The organism is Paenibacillus sp. 2TAB19 (genome assembly GCF_052115185.1).
Classification (GTDB): domain Bacteria; phylum Bacillota; class Bacilli; order Paenibacillales; family Paenibacillaceae; genus Pristimantibacillus.
The window spans coordinates 35,137-55,142 of the sequence record NZ_JBFRGE010000031.1 but is presented as its reverse complement, the minus strand read 5'-3'; the positions used below and the strand labels follow the sequence as shown (position 1 = coordinate 55,142).

The window sequence follows — 20,006 nt, the reverse complement described above, 5'->3', positions numbered from 1 at the left end:
TCCCCTCCTCCTTCACATCTTCTTGCGCGATAACCAAAGCCCCATTAGGAACGATGCAAAGATAAGCACCATTGCGTTCAGCAGCATGTCTCTTCCGCCGGGATCGATCATGTAATAATAGTAGGAATTATCTCGGTTATACCGAATATTGATGCCGATGAAGAGGGCAAGGAAGAGCAGCGGAGAGAAGTTTGCAATCCGAATTTCCAGCAGACGATTCCGCTCCTGCTCGTTCGCCCGCCTTGCTTTGCGCATATCGGTAATGAGCTCCTTCAAGCTTTCCGTAATGGTGACACCCTCCGTTATCGCAACTCGCAGGATGTTCGCGAAATAATCAGCCCATATGTGGCCTAGCGACGCCGACAATAATCGTAAGCTCGCTTCATCGTCGCCTCGCACCGACAGGTTGCGATACAATTGTTCGAATACCGCTTGCATTGGACCGAGCAACCGCCGCTCTTCAATAGCCCGCTGCAATGCGATTCTGACTTGCCGCTCGCCCGTGACGAGATAACATTGATAGAACAGCTCAACCGCTGGCAAGAAATCGATCTGCGTCTTCATTCGCAGATTTGCGAGCATCGCTCGCAGCACCGTATAAGGCAACAAGCCAAGGAGCAGTCCGAACAGAACAGTTCCCTTCGCGCTTTGAAAAAACAAGCCGCCTACAGCTAATCCGACTAACAGCATTAATACCGAGCTAAAGGCGAGCGCTACTGGCTTCATCCCCAGCTGAAGTGCTTCAAGCAATTCGGAGAGATGACGGTACAACCGTTCATTGCCCTTGAAGGCTTCGGTTAGTCGATAGCGAATGCCCGAGTGATTCTTATAGTGGAGCCGATGTTGCAAATGACGATTATTCATCCATAACTGAAGCAGGCTGTATAGTGCTGCGTATAGGATAGCTCCCAGCAGCAGAAGCATCGCTAGTGAAGACCAACTAGCCATAAGCAGCACCTGATCTCGCAAGCCTCGCTGCAGCTCTTAACGATGGGAGACTAGGGAATCGCCAGTCATCCGCCTCCTCGTCGAACAGAGCCCACTCCCTTACGATCGTCCTTCCGTCCTCCCAATACAACTCTCCAATTCGGCTTACAATCCGCCGCCCTCGCCACAGCCTCATCTCAATACCAATCTCCGTCACATATTCCGTGATCCGCTTCGTAAGCCGATCGGGATTCATCCCGCGTCCATCCAGCATGCACATATCTGTAATCGCCTCCGGGACATCCTCAAGACAACCTGCGTGGACCGTCGTCATACTGCCGGAGTGTCCCCTCGTACATGCGCGCACATAAATGTTCGCATCCAAATCACGAATTTCCGCATGGATGATTCGCCTTGGCGACTGCCTAAGCGCTAGCTTGAACGCTTGATCCGACCGATGCTGCGGGTCGTCCTCTTCCGTCTCGTACTCGACGATATTTTTGTCCGGGAAATCTCGGCCAAGCATCATTTCATGCCTGCCCTCGATTGTAATAATCCGTTCATCGGCTGGAAGCTCGGCAATGAGCGCCTTCATCAGATTCGTCTTCCCCGAGTTCGTCGCACCGATGATGACGACATTGAAGCTCGCAGACAGTACGGAGAGCAGCATGTTCCGTATTCTCCCGTTGATCGTTCGCAGCGCGGGGGCGCATAGCGCTTCCAGACTGAAGCTTCGCACCGTGTAGAAACGAATCGTCAGCGTTGGCGATGAGGTGAAGCCGAAGCCTGTCATCGTCACCCTAGAACCGTCCCGCAGCATGACCTCCGCCCATCGCTTGCGCGGATTAATTCGGTCGTTGTTATACAGCACTAAGTTTTGCTGAATTCGCTCGACGTCTCTTACGCTCTCAAAGGAATAAGCGGAAGCCGCCGTCAGGCCGCCCCTCACCTCGAAGATCCGCTTGCCCACGACTTGAATTTCTTCCAGCCCCTCCTTATCGGCAAGCACCAGCTCAAGCACATTAAGTCCGATTACTTCAGCGAACAGCGCTTCTGCCAATGTCTGATACGGCTGCTGCACATCCTCTAGCGTATGAATGCGAAGCCGAATGAGACGATCCGTTATAACCGCGAGCACCTGCTCCCGCTCTTTAACGAAGCCAAGTACCGCCCGATTAAGCGTCTCCGTGTATTGCTTGCGCTCGAACTCGGTCAATCCTTGCGGGGCGCTCAAGTACGACCGTATATCTTCCGCCAGCCGCTGAAACTCGGTTGGCTCATTGTCCGCATGATGACTAATCCCCTCTGGTTTGTCCGCCATCATACGGGCGGGTCTGACCTGCGCAGCGAATTCGGTTGGCGAGAACTTCCCTTGCCCGGCCGTCATGAACTGCTTCCTCTGCGATGCGTCATTAATTTGCGATGCCATGGCTGCGTCCTGCCCGGCTTGAAAACGGGGTGTATTCCATGCCGATGCATCAACTGTTTGGCAGGCTCGTCCATCGCTTGCTTGCCTTGTGCGTCACTGCGCAGCCATTCCTCATAGCGCCCGCTATCGAGTTGACTGAACAATGACTCGCCAAGCTTGAACTGACCGAGCGATGTTGTACCGAGCTCTTTGCAGATTTCTTTCATTCGATAACCTCCGCTTCCATGCGAATTGTGTATAATAACTGTTTCATATTGATCGGGTGTAACGCCGAACAACGGCGATACTTGATTAATCCAGCGCTTGCCGTCCTCTTGGAAATGCGAAAGCGCTGGCGTCGTCACAAGAATCCGCACATCTGCCATCCGCAGCGCACAGACCGTAGCAGCATTGTCCCAATAAGCGCTGACATCCAAAATCACGTACGCGAATGTCTCGCGCGCAACGTCCAACAAGTGATTCACTTCCTCCGGCGAGAAAAACTCCGCTTGATCCCTAACCATGTTGCCGAATAAGACATGTAGATTGGGCAGCTTCGTAATCGGACTGGCCGCTCTTCGCAGCTTGTCCGGAGTCAGCGTTTGCGCGATGAGCTCCGGCCTGAGCTTGTCGAGCGACACATCGGGTTCATCCTCCCCTAGGAAACGATGAAGCTTTGCGCTCTTCAGGTTCAAGCAGAAATAGGCAATCGAATCACTGCTTGCACCCGCCATGCGATAGGCGGTCGCGAAGGAGGCTGCAGTCGTACCGATATTCGGCGTTGTCCCGACGAAAGCGGCCAGCGAGCCATCTTGCCGGCTCACGATCCAGCCCCCTCGCCGCCGACCGCATCGACATTCAACGACTCCGGACTATACGCAACAACAACCTTCAGCTTCCCGTCCTTGCACAGCCCGTCGAGCTCCAGCCACTGTTCCTCAGTCATGTTGAGATTCAAATACTCGATCATCCCGTTCGCTTCCCGCCGGGAAGCGTACATCTTCTCCTTATCGCCATCCGCCATCGACATAAGATTCGGGTTGTCCATATTGTCGATTTCGACATTGCCAGACGACTTCACGGAGGCCACGACTATACTCTCGCCGAACAGCCTTCGTGATGGTGTTCCTTCACCGGATGCATAGAGCAGCACCTTATCTCCCGCGCGTATGCCGTTCGAGATTGAACGGACATATTCCTTCGGAATTTGGAAGGTCGATTCCGTTGGCTTCGGCAGCAAGTAATAGCTGCCGACCTTCCAATCGAGAATCGGCTCTCCCGCCCCTAGCGGTATGACCGTCTCCTTGCCTTGCGCCGCTTCCGCGTCAACCATCATATTCGGCTCCCATGCTGATTCCGGAATATGCTTATAGGTCAGCATATCAGTCGTCAGTCTCTCGCCTGCGCTTATGAAGCGACTCGGCACAACGACCGCAATCGTTCCTTCCCTCTCCATTTGGATTCGCTGCAGTTGATACAGCCCCGCTACGAGCGATGCCGATAAAAGCGCCGCAATCAAGCTAATCCATATATTCCTTCGTCTGTTCATCGCCTCTCCTCCCCCGAGCGCATAAAAAAAGAACGCAGCGGCAGCCCTTCGGCTATACCACATGCGTTCTTCGCAAAACTTGCTCTCATATATGAATTCAACAACCAACTACGCTCATAATAGCAAATGACTGAATATTTTGTCTATCATTATTTTTCCATTTGTTTCTATAAAGATTTGCGACATAACAAAAACAAGCCATAAACCATGGGGAATGTCGCCATTCCGTACCATATTTATGACTTGCTCCTATACTTTTCAAAAATCGATTAAGCCTACACTAATCAACAGTGCATCGTCTACTTTACGCATCGTTTCGTCGTCCAAATGCGTTATTTTGTCAGTCAGACGCTGCTTATCGATCGTTCGAATCTGCTCAAGCAGAACAACGGAATCACGATCAAAGCCATGCGTTGCCGCCTCCATCTCGACGTGAGTGGGCAGCTTCGCCTTTTGGATTTGAGCCGTAATAGCCGCGACGATAACGGTCGGGCTGAATCGGTTGCCGATGTCATTCTGAATAACGAGCACCGGTCGTACACCGCCTTGCTCCGATCCGACTACGGGTGATAAATCCGCAAAAAAAACATCTCCGCGTTTTACGATCAAGCTCTACACCCCGCTTACGAGACGGCCAAGCGTATGATCGGCTTCTTCCTCCGCTTGAAAAGCTTCCGAGGCCATGTTCAGGTTAATTTTCGCCATCTCCATGTATCCGCGCTGCATCGACTCACGGATTTGACGTTTTTTGCGCTCCACGAGATACAGCTTCATGGCCTGCCGAATAAATTCGCTGCGGTTAGAATTTTCTTTGGCGACAATTCCGTCAACCTCCTCCAGCAAATGATCGGGCAGGCTAATCATGATTCTTTTCGTATTTTGCACATTGGCCACCGAACTCGCACCCCCAAAACTTTTCCAAAACCTTAATACTCATTATTGCAATATATTGCCGACACTATACTCAAACATATCTATGTCGGCCGTATATCAAATATGCTGTATGTCTTCATGCATCATCCCGGTAGATCAACTGTCATACTACATTCGCTTTAAAGTGCGAAAATCCTTTTGCACAACCACAAATAACCACATGTAATTTTTGGAAAATGATTTAAGCGAGCGCGTTCGTAATAGCCGTGACCTGTCCGTCCTTAACATAAATTCGTGGAACTCGTGCCGCAATCATGCAGATCAGCTCGTAATTAATGGTCCCTAACTGGTCTGCAACTTCTCCGACCGTGATAACCGACGTGCCTTGACGACCGATCAGTACAACCTCTTCGCCAGCTTGAACGGGCGCAGGTTGACCTTCCGTTTGTGCCCCGTCAAGCGCTATCATGCATTGATCCATGCAGATCGTACCGCGAATCGGCAGACGCACCCCGCGTACGAGACCGTGCGCCTTGCCTGTCAGCATGCGGCTGAAGCCGTCGGCATAACCGATCGGCAGCGTGCCGATAAGCTCCTCGCCCGAGGTGAAATATCGGGTGCCATAGCTAATGCCCCAGCCTTCAGGCGCCTTCTTCACCATCGAAACTCCGGTCTTCAGCGACAGGACTGGCTCAAGTGCAATTCGCTGGTTATTCACCTCTGCAGAAGGATATAAGCCATACATGCTAATGCCGAGCCTTAGCATCCCGCCCGCCCATTCAGGCGTGTCGATGCCAGCAGCGCTATTCGCTGCATGAATAATAGAGATAGGCAGCTTCTCGCGGCGGACGAACTCCGCAACCTCACTGAAACGATCATGCTGCAGCTTCGTGTAGCTTTTGTCAGCTTCGTCAGCGCGGGCAAAGTGAGTGAACATCCCTTCCACCTCTAGCTGCTCCACGTTAAGCGCCTTCCTGATAAAAGCTTCCGCAGCCTGAGCGCCTACGATGCCGAGTCTTCCCATGCCTGAGTCGATTTTAATATGAACCTTCAGCTTGCGGCCTTCGCGATCTCCTGGAAGCTTGGCTGCCGCTTCAATGATATCGTCTCTGAACAAGCTAATCGTCACATCATTATCTCTAGCTGCCTGCAGCCCATCCGCAGGAACAAAGCCGAGCACCAGAATTGGCGTTCGAATACCGGCATTACGCAATTGTAGCGCTTCGTCAAGGAAGGCGACGCCCAAGTAATCAACCCCGGCGCGCTCCGCTTCCCTTGCAATTTCAACGGCACCATGTCCATATGCATTGGCTTTCACCGATGCCATAAGCCGGCAATCCGCCGGCATCGCTTGCCTGAACGCCTGCAAATTATGATTCAACGCATCTAAATTTATTTCTACCCTCGTCGGGCGATAAAACGATTCCAAGTCGTCACCTTCTCCTCATCTGACAGCCACAACAGTCCGAGCAGCAAACATCAATAGAAATAATGTTAAACGTTGCTGCTAAGACTGTCAATGAAATGGCATCCAGATTCCACTAGAACGTCTTGGAAATTAAGGTAAGCTGCTTCTATTACTTATCGATCTCGCCTTGCACGGATTGAGCAATCTTAATCATCTCGGTTTGCGGCAGATTCGCGCTTGTAAGACGGAATTGACTGCCCTCGTACGTCCACGTAAGTGTCTTCTGATCATTATCCGCGGCGTTTGTCAATTCACCGATCGTGAAGCCTAGATCAACCATATCGCCGGCGACAAGCGAGGTTGCCATATCCTTCGGCTGCGTCTGAATTAGCGTGTAGCTGTATTCGCCAGAGTAACGGTTCATGACGCCAGGGTTGCCGCCGAACACGATATCAATCATGTCTTGCCAGGTCGCGCCTTCAGGCGTGTAAGACGGTCCCATTGCAACGAATGGCGCGTTCGCATCAACTTCCGTTCCAGCCGATGTTTCTTCATCGTCCTCATTCACCGCACCCGGATCGCTGTTATTGCCCGATCCTTCTTGCTCGCCGCCAACGGCGCTATTGTCCGGCGACTTGTCGCCTTCCGTTGCTTGGTCGCCTTCAGCGGATGCATCATCCTCTTGAACCGCCGCATCATCGCCGCTATTCTCAGCCGATGCGTTATCGTCATCCTGCTCAGGGATCGCGACTGTCGGTTCATCGCTGCTTTGGCTCGATGGTGCTGCGTTCATGTTGGCTTCCGTCTCGAACACGCTCTTATCGAACTTCTGTCCGAACTCGAAGGAATCGAACTTCACTTCGACCATGACAGCTGCATTCGTGTCGCTGACTTCTACTTTCGATGGACGATAGTTCGTTTTGTTCAGCCAAATTTTTTGGCGGGCAAGTGAGCCGTTATTATAGTTGGCCATCACATCGAACACATAATCATTTTCTTCGACCGCGAATTCACGCTGGCCGTCCACGAGAATGCTTTGAACGAGCGTTTGATATAAGTACACTTGGCCTTGATTTTGCGGCCAATCGCTTTGGAAGCGGAATACTTTATTGAGCTTAGGCGTTAATACGAATACGCCGTCATCGTTTCGAAGCACAATCTGGGTAATATCCTTTTCCTCATTCGTCAGCTTAATCCGGTAATAGCTTGGCTTCTGATAAGATACCTCCACCTTGTACGTGAGCGGCTGTTGACTCGTATTCAGCGTCATCGTCCCGCTTCCTTGATAGCTCTCCATACTGTTGACTACTTTGTCGAGATCCTTAATCACGGACTCGGCGTCCTTCGTACCGCAAGCGGCTGCTATTAATGAGAAACATAACAAGATTGCCGCGGTCCATGCAATGCGACGCATGAAATCATCCCCTCTGCACAATGTTTTATAACTGATACCAATCATATGAGGGGACTTGACCAATTATGCGGACTGGCATGTGCTTGACCCATAGAAATTAAATCACATGCAAATAAGAGAAAGGCGCCGAAACCGATTCGGCGCCTTTCTCTTATTTTCCGTTGCGATATTGCTCCGGCGTTGCAAGGACAGACTTCTCAAATACGCGGTAGAACTGGCTTGGCGTTGAGAAGCCGAGTATGAAGCTTATTTCCGTGACCGTATGCGACGTACGCAGAAGGAGCCGCTTCGCTTCCTCTACCCGAAGATGAAGCACGTATTGATAGGGCGAATAACCGGTAGCCGCTTTAAAGGATCGTATAAAATGAAATCTGCTCTGAAGCGCTATGGCTGCTGCGTCGTCGATCTTAATAGACTCTGTGTAATGTGCTCGAAGATACTCCATTGCCTCCATCAAGTGTCTGTCTGAGGGGCTGAACCGGCGTTTCTGCTCTGTATCCAACTGCCGCCTTCCTTCGCCCCCCCACATAAGCTGCTGCAAATCGTCCAAAATACGCGTTTCCGATTCTTGCGCCGCTAACAGCTCTACGTTTGGATGCTCAAAGGCTAAATCCATCCATCTTCGAAAATAAGCTTTGACGATACCGGGTTCGATCCACTTGCGCAGTGCGGCCTCGTCCCGCTCACCAGGGGGAGCGACATGAAATCGATCGCCTCGCGCAATTGCGATAATGACACCCGCGTCATCTCCCATGTGAAAGCAGTGGCGATCACTAGGATTTAGCAGCAGCGCTTCCCCTGGCGTTAGCGCTATCTGCTTGTTCTCATGCGTAAAATAGCAGGTTCCGTGCGTCGGAATCGTCATTTGAAAATGTCCTTCATGAGAATGAAGAATATTTTCGAACCGGTTCACGATTTGAACGATCTCAACCTGCGGCAGCGTTAATTGGATCTGCATCGTCTATCACCTATTTCTATCGATATAGCAAATCGTGCTCAAAGTCCAGCAACTATCGCAACGACGCGAAAGCACGCTTGGCTGTAGTATTAGAGAATCATTTGTTTAGAGAGGATGTTCTTAAATGTCACAACGAGTTGCTGTAGCCGCAAGCACAAACACAGCATTCACGATTCTACTCGGCGTAAGCGCTGCGCATCTGTTAAACGATGTGATGCAATCTGTTGTTCCTGCCGTATTCCCATTGTTTCAGCAAAAGCTTCATCTCAGCTTCGCCGAGATTGGCTGGGTCGCGTTCGCGCTGAATATTTCGGCCTCGGTGCTGCAGCCTCTAATCGGATATTACACCGATCGGAGACCCATGCCAAGTCTATTGCCGCTGGGCATGGTATTTACGCTGCTGGGCATGATCGGATTCGCTCTCGCCCCTTCGCTTGCTTACCTGCTGCTTGCATCCGTATTTATCGGAATCGGCTCCTCTGTTCTCCATCCCGAATCGTCGCGCGTTGCTCATCTTGCTGCGGGCAAAGGCAAGGGCATTGCACAATCGATCTTCCAGGTGGGAGGAAATACAGGGCAAGCGCTAGCGCCTCTTATGGTAGCTTATATCATTAGCCCTCAAGGGCAATACGGATTTTTATGGTTTACCTTGCTTGCCGTCATTGGAATCGTACTGCAAGCGCGAATCAGCAAATGGTATCGGTTGCAGATCCGTTCCACCGCTCCGAAAGCCAAAGCGAAGGCTGCAGCCAAATCTACATTCAGCAAGCCGTTCATCCTGTATGTCATGTCGATTCTCGTTCTAATGTTGTTTTCCAAATTCGTCTATCTTGCAAGCATGAGCGGATACTATTCCTTTTATTATATGGAGAAATACGACCTAAGCTTAAAAAGCGCCCAAATGTGCTTGTTCGCCCTTCAATTCGCGGGCATGGCTGGCACCTTCCTAGGCGGTCCTTTGGCTGATCGGTTCGGCCGTCAGAAGGTGATTTGGTTCTCCATTCTTGGCACCGCGCCGTTCTCGCTTCTACTGCCCTATGCCAGTCCAACGGGCGCGGTCCTGCTGTGCCTCGCAATCGGGCTCATTCTCATGTCGGGCTTCTCCGTCATTATCGTGTATGCGCAAGAAATGCTGCCTGGGCATGTCGGGACGATTGCTGGCTTATTCTTCGGCGTATCGTTCGGACTAGGAGGACTAGGCTCCGTCGTTATGGGCTCCATGATCGACGCCTACGGCGTAGAGCAGATCATCAAAGCATGCGCCTTCCTCCCTCTGCTTGGGCTGCTGGCGCTGCTCCTGCCTAAGGATTCTGTCCTTATGCAGAGAAGCTCGTAAACAAGCTTCCCCCGTCAGACGTCGCATCTCCTCCCCGCCTTAAGCCCAGTTCCCAAAACCGACCGTGGACTGTTACGAAAGCTTCCTCGGCTCTTTACAATAAAGGTATAGCTGAGAGGCAGAAAGGAATGGTTAACCATGAAAAAACTGTTTCGTTCAACAACGGACAGCAAACTATCGGGACTTTGCGGAGGAATTGGCGAGTGGATGGGCATTGACCCTACAATTGTACGACTATTAGTCGTGATCGCATCGTTCTTCAGCTTTGGAGCAGTGGCTGTCATCTACTTAATCGCCACGCTGGTTGTTCCAAAAGCAAACCAAGATTTCAGATTCGTAGATCACTACTAAAATTAACGGATAATAAAAGGAGAGCTGATGAAGATGGGAATTTTGCAACGCGTAGTTAGCATGACGAAGGCTGCGGCCAATGAGATGTTGGACAAGATGGAAAATCCGGTTATGATGCTGAATCATTATTTGCGGGATTTGGACGAGGAGATTATGGGAGCTGAGCGCGCTTTGCCGCAGCAGCAAGCACAAGCCCGCATGCTTCAAGCGAAGCTGACAGAGCTGAATGAGCAGGTTGCTTATTACGAGAGCAAAGCGATACAAGCGGCTTCGGAACAACGCGAAGCGGATGCAAGACTTGCTCTCGAAGCGAAGCTGCTGTACATGGAGCAAGTGGAAGAGAAACTGCGCTTGCTGGAGATTGCAACGAATGCCGCTGCCGAGCTCGCACAACGCATCGAGACTTTGAAAGAAGAGAAAACACGCCTGCAAAGCAAGCGTACCGAGCTGATAGCCCGCGTTAGACAAAGCGGCGGAGTTGCCGGTCAAGTGTCACCGCAGTCGCTCCAAGGCAGCGAAGCTTCGAGAGGGTTCGATCGAATCGAGCAAAAGGTAATGGAGTGGGAAGCTCAGCGAGATCTGTCCAAAAGCAATTACCCATCGTCGTCAATAACGCAAAACCATGCATTTGAACAACAGAACGAGCTGCGCAACGCGAAGGTCGATGAAGAACTGAAGCGTCTGCTAGAGAAGAAATCCGTTACTGCCGGCTAAGTTCGTTCCGCATAACCGTTACGGCTTTACCTCCAAGAAACCGTCTTGCTTTCGGCAAGGCGGTTTATCTATTATACTAGCTTATAATCCCAAACCCGAAAGGATGGTTTCATCATGTTCACGCGTCCCGCAAGCGACGAATATATTCCTTACCAGAATCAATACATAAGTCTTGTACCCGAGGGTAACATTATTGAGCTGCTAGAACGTCAACAGACCGATACGGTCAACTACTTTTCTTCACTGAACGAGCAGCAAGCCTTATACCGCTATGCTGCGGACAAGTGGAGCTTGAAGGAAGTGCTCGGGCATATCGCCGACACGGAAGCCATTATGAGCTATCGACTGCTTCGCATTGCCAGAGGCGACCGGACGGCACTGCCCGGTTTCGAACAGGATGATTATATAGAGCCCGCGTCCTTCGACACCCTATCGAACGAAGAACTCCTCGAGCGTTATACAAGCATTCGCCGTTCAACCTTGTCTCTGCTTCGCACATTGCCGATTACCGCACCTGCAAGACGCGGTATCGTCAATAACCATGAGATGTCTGTCAATGCGCTTGCGTATGTTATTGCCGGCCATGAGCTGCATCATATGAATATTATCCGCGACAGATACAACGCCTAGCTCCTCCACTATAACAAAGCAAGCCCCAGTCGCGATCAAGCGACTGGGGCTTGCTTTGTTAAGTTAAGCTCAATTTATTCGATTAATTGGAGCATCTTCACGATCGAGGAGACAGCCTCTGCTCTCGTCGTCAACGCCTTCGGCATAAATACTTGGCTATCCTCACCGCCTACGACGAGGATCCCATGCGCTTTGCCGGCAGCAACCGCCTTTTTGGCCCACTGAGGTATTGCGGCATCATCCGTATAACCTGTCGTTGCGACTTCTGGCGTTGCAAGGCCGGATGCCCTTACGATCATCGCCGCCATTTMCGTATGCGATATATTTTTGGCCGGTTGGAATGTGCCGTCGGTATAACCGCTTATAATTCCGAGCTGTACAGCCTGCGATACCGCCTTGACTGCCCATGATCCGATGGCGGCCTTATCCTTGAAGCCAAGAGCAGACCCTTGGACATCCGGCTTTAGTCCGTTCATCAGCATGACCGCAAATTCAGCCCTCGTAATATTACCGTTTGGCCTGAACGTTCCATTCGGGTATCCCTTCGTGATGCCTTTCTTTACAGCCTCTTCAATATACGAGCTGGCCCAATGTCCACTCGTATCCGTGAAGGCTTCAGGTGCTGCTCCAGCCGCAACGACGACCGCCGCCGTATCCGAGCGGCCGCGTTCAACGGTGCGAACAGTGATGATTGCCGTTCCTTCCGCTATTCCCGTTACTTTGCCCTGCGCGTTAACAGTGGCGATCGCAGGATTGCTCGACTCCCATACAACGTTCTTGTTCACGGCATTGTCCGGAGCAACTGTAGCGAGCAAAACATCGCTGCTGCCCGCTTCAAGCGTCAGAGAAGCTTTGTTCAAAAGGACATTATCGACGCCAACCTTGCCTAATGCATACAACTTATTCGAACTAAGCACGTAAACCGTTCCATCTTTGCCGAACACAGGGGAATAATCGAACCCATATCCATCAGGTATATCGTATTTCCAAATCGCACTGCCATTCTTATCGTAAGCTCTTACTTGCCTACTCCCTGTCGTCAGCCATAGATTTCCGTCCGGTCCGATCCGAATCGGATTGACATAGCTCAGCTTCAAATCCTTCATCCACAACTGCAAGCCATTCGGTTTTAGTGCAATCAGCTTGCCTGAATTGGACAGCGCATAGATGATTCCATCCTTATCAACGGCCGCGGATACTTGCTCCGCACCGCTAATGGTAAGAATCCATTTGAGAACTCCATCTGCAGTGAAGCCATACAAATTGCCATCTGAAGCAGGAACCAGGATTAATCCGTCTTTGTTAATAACGAGCGTGTTGGATTTACCTTTAATGGATGCATTGGCCGTAAGCGCCTTGCTCCACTGCAATACGCCCTTGGACGATAGCTTATAGAGGTTGCCTAAGGAGGAAACGAAATAGATCGACCCCTCCGATGCAACAGCCGGAGCAAACGACGCTGCTTCGCCTGCCGGTAGGAGGAACTTCCATTTGATCGCGCCGCTATTCTTATTCAGTGCTAGAAGTGCTCCTCCTGAACCCATATAAATCGTTCCGTCTGCCGCAAACGCAGGCTTCGAACTCATTGGCGCATCAATAGCCCACTTGACTGACTTGTTTGGCAGAAACGCCATCGTAAGATCCATGTAGCCTGCATATACCGTTCCATCCGGCCCTACGCCTGCCGTTTTCGTGAGCGGATTATAATTGGCAGAGTCGTCTGCATCCCAGAACCACTTTCTCTCCCCAGCCGGAGAGATCGCAGCCAATCCGTCTTCGAACGTGTACTTATCGCTCTGCTCGATATAGAGGGTACCGTCTGGCGAAACGATCGGATCACCCGTCATCTCGAACCMGTCCAGATGCCACCTCAATGGAAGAACTGCAGGTTCTTTCGTTACTAGAATTGGCGGTAAATCAATAGGCAGCTCAATAATCGGCACATCGATATCAATATCTATAACCGGCAGAGCATATGGCTCCAGCTTCGGCTTGACCGAGGCAGCGTTCGCCCCCATAGCGGGCACTACCATCATACAGGCCAATAAAACAGCCAATACTCTCGTTATTGAATTGAACTTTATCATTCCATCCCGACCTCCCAGCACATGGCTGAAACATGATAATGACCCTTAATTTTCATCACGTATCGTACCATATGCTGATTGCGAAATATCGCGAATAAACACGAAATCCAAAATAGTGCTTGCTCTCACCGCCTAGTTAATAGATCCGCGTGAGAACAATCGCCGCCTCGGCACGGCTTAACGAATTTTGCGGTTCGAATCTGCCGTTACTGTAGCCCGATATAAGTCTGCCCGCGACGGCTGCGCCTACCAATCCCCTATTCTCTGCCTTAATCATGTCCTTGTCCTTTATCCAGTCTAAACCACTCTCGTTGTCCTCCAGCTTTAACGCCCTGGCCGTCCAAACGGCCATCTCTTCTCTCGTCACTAGCTGTTGCGGCACGAAGCTGCCGCCGAACTCCTCTGCCAGTATCCATCGGTGAAATAAGGCTGCATCAATAGCAGGCTTAGACCAGCGAGTCGTTGCAACATCGTTGAATACGACGGAACTGTCCTTAGCGCCTTCCGAAATATGAAGTTTCTTAGCCAACATCGCAACGAATTGTTCCCTCGTCACTTTCGTATCCGGTCTGTAGGTACCGTCAAGGAATCCTTCCACGATTCCGGCTTGGGCGAGCTTCATAATGGCGTCTTTGGCCCAATGATTGTCTAAGTCAGTGAAGTCAGGGACTCTTGTCTTTGTCACATTTAGATCATAATAGCTAAGTACACCGAATCCGTCTTTCTTAAGCACAGCTACTTTATTATCGTTCGACACAGTGCTAACAAGCATTCCTTGGCCTACGACAGGCGTCTGCCAAAGTTCATTGCCAGCATGGTCGAAGGAAACAAAGTGAATGTCATTGTTAGCGTTTTCGCCGCCGACCGATTTCGTACTCTTAACCGAATACAACATATCTTCAGGTCGAATCATTACATTCGAAGAAACCGTATTCGATTCTATATAGCGGATAAGTCCGCCTTGACTTTCGAGCGGTTCGACGTTCTGGAAAACGACCAGTTGAATTTGTCCATTCCGCATATACGGCGCAGCGTTAATTATCGTTCTAGTATCTATGCTCCAGATCAGCTTGCCATTCGAGTCAAGCGCTTCGACCATTCCATCCCAGCTAGCCGCGATTATTGTTCCGTCATCCAGCACTAACGGTTTGTAGTAAGCCGTTTTTTCACCTGCCAGCTTGTAGTTCCAGCGCACCTTTCCATTTGTAGCATCAATCGCAAATATAGTGCCTGTCGAACTGAAGCTCTCCGTTCTTGGAAGGCCTACCACGGAGCTTTCTACTCCTAATAGGATAGACTGGGTAGAAACGACATACAACGTATCCTCGCTTTTATTGAACACGGCATCGGGATGAGCAACTTTACCCTCAATCGTAATTGACCACAACGGCCCGGAGGCCGAATTTACGGCTTCAATTCGCGAGCTTTGAGATAGAGAACCTCTGATATAATGGCGGGAGGCCGAGTATCTGACACCCTTGCTGTCCATATCCAACATATAAAGGCTCTCTAGGGTCGAAGTCGTCGTGGTTTCCAAGCGCCTGCCGTCGATGGGATCGTAAGCAACCGTACGCCCCATAATGCCGCTTATATAGATACGACCGTCTGCTCCGGCAATAGGATCGTATAAAATGCGCTGATTCAAATTGTCTCGCCATCTGAGGGTTCCGTCGGTATTATAGACGAGCACATCCCCGATCCCCCGTGTTACATAAATCGAACCGTCAGGAGCTTGCCAGAGCCTGGTGTAAAATGCGTCCTCCCCTTCTGCAGTGTCGGATAGCCTTGTTTCCCACTCTTTCACAGGATCGGCATGATACGCATAAACAGCGTTCTCAACGCCTGGCTCCCCCGTTTCGGTACCGGCAGCCCCGTCTACTGCATTAGGAATCGAAATCCCGGATAGAGCTACTATTAAAGCGAGCCAAGCTCCTGCTATTTTGAATCGATAACGGCCACTCTTCATGCCTATTTGCTCCTCTTTTATATGATTTTTAGTCTATTTTTCATATCTACCACATTAATGGATAAGCTCGCTTTTGTAAATGTATGGAAGATTAAAGATTGGAATAGAAAAAGCCTCCGATTTAGAAGGCCTTTGGATGTTTGGTTTAACTAATTTCGGAGCGCCTCAACGTGCATATGCTTGTCGCAAGTCCCCCCGCGGTAATCGTCATGAGCGAGAGAAAGAAGCTGTCGCCAGGGAGTATCCATTCACCGATGCTGATGATGAGCAAGTCGATAATTAACACGATGATGCCAACATTAATCTTGATATACTCGGATAAGTATTCCGCGATCAAATCCATTCCGCCCGTCGATACATGCTGCCTGAGCATAACGCCGATGCCCGTTCCGATCGCCAAGCCTCCAACTACGGCTCTCGTGAACGGCGTCCATTCGATATAGTAGCTGAAATAATATTGATACGGCTCCATGAAATCGATCACATAACTAGAAAGCAATAATCCGCTTACGCTAATATAGAGAAGCTCGCGATTGTAGAACCATGCAAGTACGAAGATCGGTATGCTGCATATCAGCATAATCAACCCAATCTTGATATCGAAGACGTAATTGATGATGAGCGCAACGCCAATGATGCCGCCATCCAGTATACCGAGCGGCACAACGAAAAAATTGATCCCGATAGCGATGAGTATGCTGCCGATAACGATGGCCCCGATCTTTTTCAAAGAAAACATATTCACCAGTCCCCTATAATAGCCTGTCTGATATATATGTTCCTCTGGGGCTTGTCATGATTGATTAATTGGAATGGATTGGATATTCACTTCCAACGAAACGAATTTAGTGCTGCAGTCGTACATAAGGAGTGCCAAACTATATGCAATATTATACAATTGGCATAGGTGTTTATTTATCAGCATATAAGAGGTGAATCATTTGGCAGTAGTAGAGGTTGTCAAATATGATGGAAGTCCCGACGTGTTCGCGTGGAAATATCCGAATGAAGAGATGGGTACATGGACTCAGCTTATCGTCAATCAATCGCAGGAGGCTCTCCTGTTCAAGGGAGGCCGGGCGCTCGATTTATTCGGACCTGGGCGGCATACGCTTAGCACGTACAACATTCCTTTCCTGAAAGATCTCATTAATATTCCGTTTGGCGGCAAGTCGCCGTTCACTGCGGAGGTATGGTACGTGAACCGTGCAACCGTGCTTGATGTGAAATGGGGCACAGCCTCCCCCGTCAAGCTTCAGGATCCGAAATACAATGTCATCGTTCCCGTGAGAGCGTTCGGCCAGTTCGGCATTACGATCGAAGACTCGCGCAAGTTTCTCGTCAAGCTCGTCGGTACAGTCAGCGAGTTCACGCAAAGCAGCCTGTCCAAATATATTCGCGGCGTGCTTATGATGAATATTAATGAAATTTTATCCTCCTATCTCGTTCTAAAAAAAATAAGCATATTGGAGATTAACGCCTACATTAGCGAGATTTCCGCTCATGTCGAGGCTAAAGTGAAGACGATGCTGGAGCCGTTCGGCATTCTGCTGCACAACTTCTACATTGACTCAATCAGCTCGCCGGAGGATGACCCGTCCATCGTCAAGCTTCGCGACGCGCTGGCGCGCAAAGCCGAAATGGATATTATCGGATACAACTATCAGCAAGAGAGAACGTTCGATACGCTTGAAGGAGCAGCCAAAAACGAAGGAAGCGCTCAGGCCTCCCTGCTTGGCGCGGGCCTTGGTTTCGGAATGGGCACTAATCTAGGCGGAGCCTTCGGTAACCAGATGGGCCAGCTTGGCGGCATATTGAATACGGGGCCCAGCGTATCTAATAGAACCTGTCTTTCCTGCAACAGCGTAAATGATATCAACTCCCGCTTCTGCAACGGCTGCGGCAAGCCTTTCACGGGCACTGTCGGTTCAGGCGGCGGTCCCGCTCCAAAGCTACACTCCTGCAACAAATGCGGCGAGCCTATGGCTAACCATTCAAAGTTCTGCTCCAATTGCGGAGATCCGTACAATCCGTGCCCGAAGTGCGGAGCTGATTGTGAACAAGGAAGCACGCATTGCGACAAATGCGGAGCTGATTTTCCAAAGCCATGCAAGGGCTGCGGGGAGAAAATCGACTCGGACGTCAAGTTCTGCCCGCATTGCGGCACCAATAACTTGCTGCAATGCTCGAATTGCGGGAGCAACGTAGAGCCTAATCAACGTTTCTGCAGGGATTGCGGCCATAATCTCACTTAAAGGAGCGTGCGTTGAATGCTAATCCTTATTGGAATTGTCTTACTTATTCTCGTTCTCATACCGGCAAGTCCCTTTATCTATCGATATGCGCGGTCATTCGTCGAGCGGGAGCGGCAAACTGCAGCCTCCGCTAAAACTTGGAGTTACCTGCAAGTCGTTATGCAGGAAGCGCTCCTTGCAGTTAAGCAGTTGGAGAAAGAGCAGCAACAAGAATTCGAGAGCCGTCTGCTTTCACTAAAAGAGCTCATTCAATACAGCGATCCCGTCATTCACCCGTCTCTCGTATCCGAGGAGCAGCATCTCATTGCGGATATCAATCAACTGCCTTCCCAGATTGGCGCAGTTAACGGACATGAAGATCGCGAATCCGCACTACATATGCTTCGAGATAAAATTGTAACGATAAGCGAACAGATTAAGCTTCGGAACAAACAGCTGCTGACAGTCAAATAAGGGAGAAGAGGATTTACAAATGAAACCGGGAAAAGCGAAGCAAGTGATTGGCATTATTTTATTGCTCATAGGAGTGGGCGCAAGCGTTAATTACTCCTTTTTTATGGGAAATGAATTAAATGATATTCTATCAGGCGTTGCCGTATACATTGCTATTATGATCATTCCGGGTATCTGTCTAATTATTGTTGGTAGAAAAAATTATAAGAGCTACATCCAATCGATACAAGAGGCTGAACGTCATGCACGGGAAAACCCGATTATTGTCACGCCTCCTCCACCGCATCCGCCACCGTCGAATGCTAACGGCAGCAGTCGTCCCAACATCAATTCCGGTTCTCCGAAAATGATTGACTGTCCAAGCTGCGGAGCGAAGAAGGAGCTGCAGCCGAACCAAACCGGCAATTGCGATTATTGCGGCTCGACACTTGCCTACCGTTAGTTGTCATGATACAAGATAGGAGGCTTCAACCATGTTTTGGGGAATACTTATGATAATTATAGGAGTCCCTGTACTGCTGTTTGGCATGATGTTCATGCTTGCTTTAATTGGGCTTCCTTCTGGAGAAGATGCTGCACTTATCATTTCCACTGGTTTATTGCTCTTTATTGCTCCAGGTACTTTACTAACCGTATTTGGCGTAAAGTTCATTGCTCGCAGCGACAAAAAGAAACGAGCGCAGCGGCAGGCTGCGTACGATGCCATCAACGCCGCTTCGCCTCTTCCCGTTCCTCCTGAGCCATTGAATCCAGTCCCATCGCCGCCACAAAGCGTCAATCCGACGTTTAAATGGATTGATTGCCCGGGCTGCGGGGCGAAGAAGCAACTGCAATCAAACCAAACAGGCAATTGCGATTATTGCGATACGCTTCTTGTAAATGGTTAACCTAACGCTCCAAGGTAGAAATGGATTATACTTAACCTATGTGAACGACGACAACATTTCAACTGATGGGAGGAATACATATGAAATACGAGGTGCTGTACCAAGGAGCGTTCGCGCTTCTGAGGGTAGGACTTAATCGGGGCGAGAAAGTGAAAGCCGAGTCCGGCGCAATGGTATCGATGTCGCCAACGATCGATCTGACTGGCACGGTCGACGGCGGACTAATGAGAGGTTTCGGAAGAATGCTTAGCGGGGAAAAGTTCTTCTTCCAAGAAATGACCGCTGCAAGGGGAAATGGAGAGGTGCTGCTCGCCCCTACCGCAATGGGCGATATTCAATCCATCGAGCTTGACGGAAGCTACACGCTCAATGTGCAGAAGGACGGCTTCCTAGCCGGCTCGGACAGTATTCAGGTCAATACGAAAATGCAAAATCTCGCGAAAGGCTTGTTTTCCGGCGAAGGCTTCTTCATCGTCGAGATCAGCGGCAGAGGCACTGTATTCCTCTCCTCGTACGGCGCCATACATGCAATTAATCTTGCTCCAGGCGAAGAGGTCATTGTCGATAACGGGCATTTGGTCGCATGGCCGAGCTATATGCAGTACACGATTGAGAAGGCATCGAAGGGCTGGTTCTCCAGCATAACGAGCGGCGAAGCACTCGTATGCAGATTCCGCGGCGAAGGCGTAATCCTTGTCCAAAGCCGTAATCCGGCAGGCTTCGGCAACTGGGTGAAACAATTCATACCGGCAAGGTAGAACGGTTATCGCCGTCCTTGCAGCGGTGTAGC

Annotated in this window: 21 protein-coding genes; 9 read left to right on the top strand and 12 right to left on the bottom strand. The window is 50.2% G+C overall.

Translation table 11 applies throughout. From position 1 onward, the window contains the following. Nucleotides 1-12: 12 nt before the first annotated feature. The 9 genes from AB4Z33_RS15810 to AB4Z33_RS15770 form a co-directional block, all read right to left on the bottom strand. On the bottom strand, nucleotides 13-948 hold the full coding sequence (locus AB4Z33_RS15810) for a hypothetical protein (protein ID WP_442050816.1): 936 nt from the start codon (nucleotides 946-948) through the stop codon (nucleotides 13-15). Next, the gene (locus AB4Z33_RS15805; RefSeq protein ID WP_442050815.1) at nucleotides 941-2,356 is read right to left on the bottom strand and encodes an ATPase, T2SS/T4P/T4SS family; all 1,416 of its coding nucleotides are present in this window, start codon (nucleotides 2,354-2,356) and stop codon (nucleotides 941-943) included. Before AB4Z33_RS15805 ends, AB4Z33_RS15810 begins: the two co-directional genes overlap by 8 nt. Beyond that, nucleotides 2,311-3,159 carry a hypothetical protein gene (locus tag AB4Z33_RS15800; protein ID WP_442050814.1) on the bottom strand — a complete coding sequence of 283 codons (849 nt, stop codon included), beginning with the start codon at nucleotides 3,157-3,159 and terminating at the stop codon, nucleotides 2,311-2,313. Before AB4Z33_RS15800 ends, AB4Z33_RS15805 begins: the two co-directional genes overlap by 46 nt. Beyond that, the gene (locus AB4Z33_RS15795) at nucleotides 3,156-3,884 is read right to left on the bottom strand and encodes an SAF domain-containing protein (RefSeq protein ID WP_442050813.1); all 729 of its coding nucleotides are present in this window, start codon (nucleotides 3,882-3,884) and stop codon (nucleotides 3,156-3,158) included. The genes AB4Z33_RS15800 and AB4Z33_RS15795 overlap by 4 nt, the downstream gene beginning before the upstream one ends. Nucleotides 3,885-4,142: 258 nt before the next feature. Further along, a complete protein-coding gene (locus tag AB4Z33_RS15790) occupies nucleotides 4,143-4,493 on the bottom strand; it encodes a type II toxin-antitoxin system PemK/MazF family toxin (protein ID WP_337100886.1) in 351 nt (116 codons plus the stop codon). Between the two features lie 3 nt (nucleotides 4,494-4,496). Then, the gene (locus AB4Z33_RS15785) at nucleotides 4,497-4,778 is read right to left on the bottom strand and encodes a CopG family ribbon-helix-helix protein (RefSeq protein ID WP_028609437.1); all 282 of its coding nucleotides are present in this window, start codon (nucleotides 4,776-4,778) and stop codon (nucleotides 4,497-4,499) included. A 220-nt stretch (nucleotides 4,779-4,998) separates the two neighbouring features. Then, nucleotides 4,999-6,186 carry an alanine racemase gene (gene alr / locus AB4Z33_RS15780; protein ID WP_442050812.1) on the bottom strand — a complete coding sequence of 396 codons (1,188 nt, stop codon included), beginning with the start codon at nucleotides 6,184-6,186 and terminating at the stop codon, nucleotides 4,999-5,001. A 148-nt stretch (nucleotides 6,187-6,334) separates the two neighbouring features. Then, nucleotides 6,335-7,579, bottom strand: coding sequence for a DUF4367 domain-containing protein (locus AB4Z33_RS15775; RefSeq protein WP_442050811.1), 1,245 nt, complete (start codon nucleotides 7,577-7,579; stop codon nucleotides 6,335-6,337). 151 nt (nucleotides 7,580-7,730) lie between these two features. Further along, complete coding sequence (locus AB4Z33_RS15770) at nucleotides 7,731-8,537, bottom strand: helix-turn-helix domain-containing protein (protein WP_442050810.1); 807 nt, start codon at nucleotides 8,535-8,537, stop codon at nucleotides 7,731-7,733. 124 nt (nucleotides 8,538-8,661) lie between these two features. Between AB4Z33_RS15770 and AB4Z33_RS15765 the strand changes: the two genes are divergently transcribed. The 4 genes from AB4Z33_RS15765 to AB4Z33_RS15750 all read left to right on the top strand — a co-directional run bounded on the left by AB4Z33_RS15765 (nucleotide 8,662) and on the right by AB4Z33_RS15750 (nucleotide 11,568). Then, nucleotides 8,662-9,873 (top strand): MFS transporter, encoded by a 1,212-nt coding sequence (locus tag AB4Z33_RS15765; protein ID WP_442050809.1) that lies wholly within the window; start codon nucleotides 8,662-8,664, stop codon nucleotides 9,871-9,873. A 138-nt stretch (nucleotides 9,874-10,011) separates the two neighbouring features. Further along, nucleotides 10,012-10,224, top strand: a complete 213-nt coding sequence (locus AB4Z33_RS15760; RefSeq protein ID WP_442050808.1) for a PspC domain-containing protein — start codon at nucleotides 10,012-10,014, stop codon at nucleotides 10,222-10,224. A 33-nt stretch (nucleotides 10,225-10,257) separates the two neighbouring features. Then, on the top strand, nucleotides 10,258-10,938 hold the full coding sequence (locus AB4Z33_RS15755; RefSeq protein WP_442050807.1) for a PspA/IM30 family protein: 681 nt from the start codon (nucleotides 10,258-10,260) through the stop codon (nucleotides 10,936-10,938). 114 nt (nucleotides 10,939-11,052) lie between these two features. Continuing rightward, nucleotides 11,053-11,568: a DinB family protein gene (locus AB4Z33_RS15750; protein WP_442050806.1), complete on the top strand. Its 516-nt coding sequence runs from the start codon at nucleotides 11,053-11,055 to the stop codon at nucleotides 11,566-11,568. Between the two features lie 74 nt (nucleotides 11,569-11,642). Here AB4Z33_RS15750 and AB4Z33_RS15745 read toward each other — a convergent pair whose 3' ends face one another. The 3 genes from AB4Z33_RS15745 to AB4Z33_RS15735 all read right to left on the bottom strand — a co-directional run bounded on the left by AB4Z33_RS15745 (nucleotide 11,643) and on the right by AB4Z33_RS15735 (nucleotide 16,360). Beyond that, complete coding sequence (locus AB4Z33_RS15745) at nucleotides 11,643-13,655, bottom strand: S-layer homology domain-containing protein (protein ID WP_442050805.1); 2,013 nt, start codon at nucleotides 13,653-13,655, stop codon at nucleotides 11,643-11,645. A gap of 136 nt (nucleotides 13,656-13,791) precedes the next feature. Continuing rightward, the gene (locus tag AB4Z33_RS15740; RefSeq protein ID WP_442050804.1) at nucleotides 13,792-15,621 is read right to left on the bottom strand and encodes an S-layer homology domain-containing protein; all 1,830 of its coding nucleotides are present in this window, start codon (nucleotides 15,619-15,621) and stop codon (nucleotides 13,792-13,794) included. 145 nt (nucleotides 15,622-15,766) lie between these two features. After that, complete coding sequence (locus tag AB4Z33_RS15735) at nucleotides 15,767-16,360, bottom strand: YitT family protein (protein WP_442050803.1); 594 nt, start codon at nucleotides 16,358-16,360, stop codon at nucleotides 15,767-15,769. A gap of 193 nt (nucleotides 16,361-16,553) precedes the next feature. Between AB4Z33_RS15735 and AB4Z33_RS15730 the strand changes: the two genes are divergently transcribed. The 5 genes from AB4Z33_RS15730 to AB4Z33_RS15710 all read left to right on the top strand — a co-directional run bounded on the left by AB4Z33_RS15730 (nucleotide 16,554) and on the right by AB4Z33_RS15710 (nucleotide 19,974). Beyond that, nucleotides 16,554-17,876 carry an SPFH domain-containing protein gene (locus AB4Z33_RS15730; protein WP_442050802.1) on the top strand — a complete coding sequence of 441 codons (1,323 nt, stop codon included), beginning with the start codon at nucleotides 16,554-16,556 and terminating at the stop codon, nucleotides 17,874-17,876. A gap of 15 nt (nucleotides 17,877-17,891) precedes the next feature. After that, nucleotides 17,892-18,329 carry a hypothetical protein gene (locus AB4Z33_RS15725; protein WP_442050801.1) on the top strand — a complete coding sequence of 146 codons (438 nt, stop codon included), beginning with the start codon at nucleotides 17,892-17,894 and terminating at the stop codon, nucleotides 18,327-18,329. Between the two features lie 19 nt (nucleotides 18,330-18,348). Further along, complete coding sequence (locus AB4Z33_RS15720; RefSeq protein WP_442050800.1) at nucleotides 18,349-18,771, top strand: hypothetical protein; 423 nt, start codon at nucleotides 18,349-18,351, stop codon at nucleotides 18,769-18,771. 31 nt (nucleotides 18,772-18,802) lie between these two features. Beyond that, nucleotides 18,803-19,216, top strand: a complete 414-nt coding sequence (locus AB4Z33_RS15715; RefSeq protein ID WP_442050799.1) for a hypothetical protein — start codon at nucleotides 18,803-18,805, stop codon at nucleotides 19,214-19,216. Nucleotides 19,217-19,296: 80 nt separating this feature from the next. Beyond that, a complete protein-coding gene (locus AB4Z33_RS15710) occupies nucleotides 19,297-19,974 on the top strand; it encodes a TIGR00266 family protein (RefSeq protein ID WP_337100900.1) in 678 nt (225 codons plus the stop codon). The last annotated feature ends 32 nt before the right edge of the window (nucleotides 19,975-20,006 follow it).